Origin of the sequence: Okeania sp. (genome assembly GCF_035285525.1) — a bacterium.
GTDB lineage: Bacteria > Cyanobacteriota > Cyanobacteriia > Cyanobacteriales > Microcoleaceae > Trichodesmium.
This window is the reverse complement of the sequence record NZ_JAYKGW010000147.1, coordinates 23,303-29,468: the sequence shown is the minus strand read 5'-3', so window position 1 is coordinate 29,468 and position 6,166 is coordinate 23,303. Positions and strand designations below refer to the sequence as shown.

Sequence of the window (6,166 nt, the reverse complement as noted above, 5' to 3'; positions counted from 1 at the left end):
AACCCAACCTACTAGAAAATTAGAAAAATTACTTAATCTGTTGGGTTTCGTGCCTCAACCCAACCTACTAGAAAATTAGAAAAATTACTTAATCTGTTGGGTTTCGTGCCTCAACCCAACCTACACCTTTAGAAAATTAGAAAAATTACTTAATAAGTATTAAAAACCACTGTTTTTTTAGTTATTTCAGTTTTCTATAATTAGTGGTAAAAAAACCTCTAAAATTATAGAATTGAAAATCTAAAACTAGAAGGACACCCAAATTAATGTTAGAAAACTATGACAACCAAGTTCAACAACGGGCAGATTTAGGCATCCCACCACTGCCACTAGATGCAGGACAAACATCAGAATTATGTGAACTCCTGAAAAGTCCACCTGTCGGCACAGAAGAAAAATTGCTCGAATTATTGCGCGATCGCGTCCCACCAGGAGTAGACGAAGCAGCTTATGTCAAAGCAGGATTTCTTACAGGTATTGCTAAAGGAGAAATTACCAGTCCCCTCATTTCTCCCAACTACGCAGTGGAACTCTTAGGCACAATGGTGGGTGGATATAACGTTCAATCCCTCATTGACATCCTCAAATCCGAAAATTCTGAACTGGCAAATACAGCAGCTCAAGCATTAAGCAAAACTCTGCTAGTTTATGACGCCTTCAACGACGTTATAGAATTAGCAGAAACCAACCCCTACGCCAAACAAGTAGTAGATTCTTGGGCAGCAGCAGAATGGTTCACCACTCGCCCCCAACTACCAGAAACCATAACCGTCACTGTTTTCAAAGTTCCTGGGGAAACTAATACCGACGACTTGTCACCGGCTCCCCACGCTACCACTCGCCCCGACATCCCCCTCCACGCATTAGCAATGCTGGAATCAAAAATGCCGGAAGGATTGCAAACTATTGCCGAACTCAAACAAAAAGGTCATCCAGTCGCCTACGTTGGAGATGTTGTCGGTACAGGTTCATCCCGGAAATCTGCATGTAACTCTATGTTGTGGTATATTGGGGAAGATATTCCTTTTATTCCGAATAAACGTTCTGGCGGTTATATTTTAGGAGGAAAAATTGCTCCTATTTTCTTCAACACTGCTGAAGATTCTGGTGCATTACCCATCGAATGTGATGTTACTAAAATGGAAACAGGAATGGTAATAACTATTCATCCTTATAAAGGTGAAATTACCAATGAAGCAGGAGAAATAATTTCCACTTTTACTCTGAAACCAGAAACCATTCTCGACGAAGTACGAGCAGGGGGAAGGATTCCTCTATTAATCGGGCGTAGTCTCACTGACAAAACCCGCAACGCTCTCGGATTAGAAACCAGTTCCGTATTTACTCGTCCTCAAGCACCAGCAGATACCGGCAAAGGTTTCACTTTAGCACAGAAAATGGTGGGTAAAGCGTGCGGTTTACCAGGAGTTCGTCCGGGAACAGCTTGCGAACCATTGATGACAACGGTAGGTTCTCAGGATACTACCGGACCGATGACGCGAGATGAAATGAAAGAACTGGCTTGTCTTGGTTTCAGTGCAGATTTAGTAATGCAGAGTTTTTGTCACACTGCTGCTTATCCCAAACCAGTTGATATTAAGACTCATAAACAGTTACCTGATTTCTTTTCTGCTCGCGGTGGAGTAGCTTTACGTCCGGGAGATGGTATTATTCATTCTTGGTTAAACCGGATGTTGTTACCAGATACAGTGGGAACTGGTGGTGATTCTCATACTCGTTTTCCTCTAGGAATTTCTTTTCCTGCGGGTTCTGGTTTGGTAGCGTTTGCAGCAGCTTTGGGTTTGATGCCGTTGGATATGCCAGAATCTGTGTTGGTAAGGTTTAAAGGTGAGTTGCAACCAGGGGTGACATTGCGAGATATTGTGAATGCTATTCCTTATGTGGCGATTCAAAAAGGGTTGTTAACTGTAGCGCTAGAGAATAAGAAAAATGTCTTTTCTGGGCGCATCATGGAAATGGAAGGTTTACCAGATTTGAAGGTTGAACAAGCGTTTGAGTTAACGGATGCGACGGCGGAACGTTCCTGTGCTGGTTCCACAATCAAGTTGGGTACGGAGACAGTTTCTGAGTATTTGCGTTCAAATATTGCTTTGTTAAAAAATATAGTAGCGCGGGGTTATTCCGATGCGCGGACAATTATGCGTCGGGTTGCCAAAATGGAACAATGGTTAGCAAATCCAGAATTGATGTCAGGAGATGCAGATGCAGAATATGCCGAAATTATTGAGGTAGATTTGAACGAAATCAAGGAACCTATTCTGGCAGCACCTAACGATCCGGATAATATTAAATTGATGTCGGAATGTGCAGGAGATAAAATTGATGAAGTATTTATCGGTTCCTGCATGACAAATATTGGTCACTATCGTGCTGCTGCGAAAGTGTTGGAAGGTGCTGGAAAAGTGCAAGGTGTTTTGTGGATTTGTCCGCCAACTCGTATGGATGAGAAACAGTTGCGGGAAGAGGGAATGTATGGCGTGTTTGCTGCTGCTGGTGCGCGGACAGAAATGCCTGGATGTTCTTTGTGTATGGGAAATCAAGCGCGGGTGAAAGATGGTGTGACTGTGTTCTCGACTTCAACACGGAATTTTAATAATCGTATGGGTAAAGGCGCTCGCGTTTATTTGGGTTCTGCTGAGTTGGCAGCCGTGTGTGCGCTGTTAGGACGGATACCTAGTGTGGATGAGTATTTGGATATTATGAAAGAGAAAGTCGATCCGTTTGCGGGTGATTTGTATCGGTATTTGAATTTCGATCAGATTGCTGGTTTTGAAGATGAAGGGCGAGTGATTCCGTTGGAGGAGATGCCCAAGATTGAGGAGATTTTGGGAATGCCAGTTGGTGTTGGGAAGTAGTTCAATAATGAATAATTAATAATGAATAATTAATAATTACCTCTTCTTTTTAAGGAGAAGATTGACTAAAAACAATTTTTTTTATTCTCCTTTAAAGGAGAGGCTTTAAACCTTAATTATTCAGTAAATTAAGTGAATTGAGGGGGGGTTAACTCCCGCCCTCAATTTTGAAATTAAAGCAGTATAATGAAGTAGTATTTTTCCACAAATTCAGATAAATATGGCACTAAAAAAGACTAGGCATTCAACCATAATACCTGAAACTCCAGAAGCACTTTTCCGCGACTTAAGAAATCGAAAAATAGAAGGTCTTCTTTCTCATCAAGCAGACATATTACGAGAATATCAAAAAGAAGAAACTTTGAACAAATCTGATGTAGCTTTGCAACTTCCTACTGGCAGTGGTAAAACTCTAGTTGGATTATTAATTGGGGAATGGCGACGACGAAAGTTTAAAGAAAAGGTAGTATATCTTTGCCCTACTCGTCAATTAGTTAATCAAGTAGTTGAAAAGTCTATTAATGAGTATGGAATCAAAGCAAATGCTTTTACTGGAAAACAAAAGGAATATGATCCTAAAATTAAGACAGAATATCTGCGTGGAGAAACTTTAGCTGTTACTACATATAGTGGTTTATTTAACACAAACTCGTTTTTTCAGGATGCAAATATAATCATACTTGATGATGCTCATGCTGCCGAAAACTATGTCGCTAAATTTTGGTCTGTCTTAATAAAACGAAAAGAACATGACTCACTTTTCAATAATATTATATCTGTTTTAAAGAAGGTTATATCAGAATCAGACTATTTAAGGTTTTTTAAATATCCAGATAAATCAGATTTAAGTTGGGTTGAAACAATTCCTACACCAGATTTATATGAATTAAGAACAGAATTAACAGAACTACTAGATCAAGATACTTCTGATGAAATTAAGTATCCTTGGTCTGTACTAAGAAATCATCTTTTTGCCTGCCATATATATTTGAGTTTTAACGCTATATTAATTAGACCTGTAATACCTCCTACTCAAACCCATCCACCATTCTCACAAGCAAAACAACGTTTATATATGTCTGCAACTTTAGGAGAAGGGGGAGAAATAGAGCGTCTTTTTGGAATAGAAAATATTTTTCGTTTAAAAGTACCAGAAGGTTGGGATAAGCAAGGTATTGGTCGTCGTTTTTTCTTTTTTCCTGAAAGCTCGCTTAATCAAGAATCATCCTTAAATTTAGTAATGAAAATGCTCCGTTCAACTCCTCGCTCTCTTTTCTTAGTTCCAGATGATGAGCAAGCAAAGAAAGTAAAAGAGAAGATTGAAGAGCAGACAAAATATCAAATATTTGAAAGTAAAGAAATTGAAACTTCTAAACAAGATTTTATTTCCAAAGATGGAGCTGTTGCTGTCCTAGCAAATAGATATGATGGAATCGATCTACCAAAAGATGAATGTCGGTTACTAATAGTTAAAGATTTGCAGCGAGCTACAAATATTCAAGAAAAATTTTTAGTTACCCGTTTGTGTGCTGCTGTAATTTTCAATGACCGGATTATAACTAGAATGGTTCAAGCAGTGGGGCGTTGTACAAGGTCTGATACTGATTATGCAGCAGTAGTTATATTAGGAGATGAGTTAAGAAATCTTTTACTTAATCCTGACAAACAAAAGTTTTTACATCCTGAATTACAAGCGGAAATTGAATATGGAATTGAGCAATCTAAAGCAGAAAAAGAAGAAACATATTTTGCGGAAATTGAAGATACAATTGAGCAATCTAAAGAAGAAGAAAAAGAGAGGAATTTTCTTGAAAACCTTAATATTTTTTTAGAACATGGAGAAAAATGGAATCAAGCTGAGGAAGACATAATTTATCATAGAGGAAGATTAGAGCAAGCTAAACTACCTGCAATAGAAAAGCTGAAAGAAACTGTTTCTGATGAAGTAAAATATCAGTATTGTATTTGGCATCGCAATTTTGAAGAAGCTCTAGCTAAGTGCGAAAGTGTTTTTAGTCAGCTTAACCAAGCAAATGATCCAGAGCTTAGAGGTTACATCGCTTTTTGGTACTATCTTGCAGGAAGTGCTGCATGGATGGGAGCCAAAGATGGAATTACCTCTATGGAAAGTAAGGCAAGAGATTATTTTAAACGTGCTGCTAAAGTTGCTCCAGAGGTTACATGGTTTTCACGACTTGCTCGATTGTCATTAGAAGATGAAGTTCCTCAAGTCGATCCAAGACTTAGCAAAGTGATAGAAGGTTTAGAGCAGCGATTAATCAAATTAGGTACAAGGAATAGTACAAAATTTGATAAAGAGGTAAGAGCAATTTTTGATAATCTAAATCCCCCAATAAAAGATCGGCAAAATCTGACAGATGAGGGGCGTAACAAGCTAAGTAAAAAATTTGAGGACGGCCATGAAAGATTAGGAAAACTATTGGGTTATGACTCAGGTAACTCCACAACCCATAGCGCTCCAGACCCTTGGTGGATTGCTGGAGATGACTTGTGCATAGTATTTGAAGACCACTCAGAAGGCAATACAGAAACTACCCTCGGGTCTGTCAAAGTTAGAGAGGCAGCATCGCACCCAAAATGGATTAGAGAAAATAAAGATACCTCTTTATCTCAATCCGCAGATATTATTCCAGCCCTCATTACACCTTGTGCAAAAATAGAACCTGATGCTAAACCTTATACAGAAGACGTATGTTACTGGAATTTAGAAGACTTCAAAAAGTGGGCAACTAATGCAATATCTACAGTTAGAGAATTAAGGCGTAGCTTTCCAGGAGAAGAGAATCTTGATTGGCGTAAACGTGCTATTCAAGCTTATCAAGATGCAGGAATTGATCCTACCTCTTTGTTGGCAAAATTACGGCAGAGTAAATTGCGCGATTTATCTTCTGATTAAAATGTAGGAGGTTTATTGTGGTATTTAAAGCATATCCTAATGATAATCTTTTCTACCTTTCTACTACCAAAATATGTGTAGAATTAGTTATAACAAATAATCAATAAAACACTATTTTACGCACCTATAATGCTGTATTAACAGGAAAGCATTTAGAGTGGACAGAAGATACTCCAGAATTGAGCGATCGCCCCCAGGAAGTCTATGTTACTTTCTTAGAAAAAAACCAGAGTTAAATCAAAAATCTCGTGACGAACAAATGGCAAAAGCACTAGAAAAACTAGCTGAAATTAAAGCTTTTGCAAATAATGTTAATTCTGTGGGATAATTTGAGGAGTTAATTCCAGATAATTTATCTGGAAAAGTCAGTAAA

At 38.4% G+C, this 6,166-nt stretch carries 3 protein-coding genes; all 3 read left to right on the top strand.

What is annotated here, in order from left to right; genetic code table 11:
• The first annotated feature begins 266 nt into the window (after positions 1-266).
• The 3 genes from acnB (at position 267) to VKJ25_RS14035 (ending at position 6,121) form a co-directional block, all read left to right on the top strand.
• Positions 267-2,876, top strand: a complete 2,610-nt coding sequence (gene acnB, locus VKJ25_RS14045) for a bifunctional aconitate hydratase 2/2-methylisocitrate dehydratase (RefSeq protein ID WP_324237254.1) — start codon at positions 267-269, stop codon at positions 2,874-2,876.
• A gap of 220 nt (positions 2,877-3,096) precedes the next feature.
• Complete coding sequence (locus VKJ25_RS14040) at positions 3,097-5,793, top strand: DEAD/DEAH box helicase (RefSeq protein ID WP_324237253.1); 2,697 nt, start codon at positions 3,097-3,099, stop codon at positions 5,791-5,793.
• 157 nt (positions 5,794-5,950) lie between these two features.
• Entirely contained in the window at positions 5,951-6,121 is a 171-nt protein-coding gene (locus tag VKJ25_RS14035; protein WP_324237252.1) for a hypothetical protein, read from the top strand.
• Positions 6,122-6,166: the final 45 nt, after the last annotated feature.

What these genes read in the sequence shown, in the direction of transcription:
- acnB (WP_324237254.1), top strand. Translation starts at nt 267, where the DNA reads ATGTTAGAAAACTATGACAACCAAGTTCAACAACGGGCAGATTTAGGC.
- VKJ25_RS14040 (WP_324237253.1), top strand. Translation starts at nt 3,097, where the DNA reads ATGGCACTAAAAAAGACTAGGCATTCAACCATAATACCTGAAACTCCA.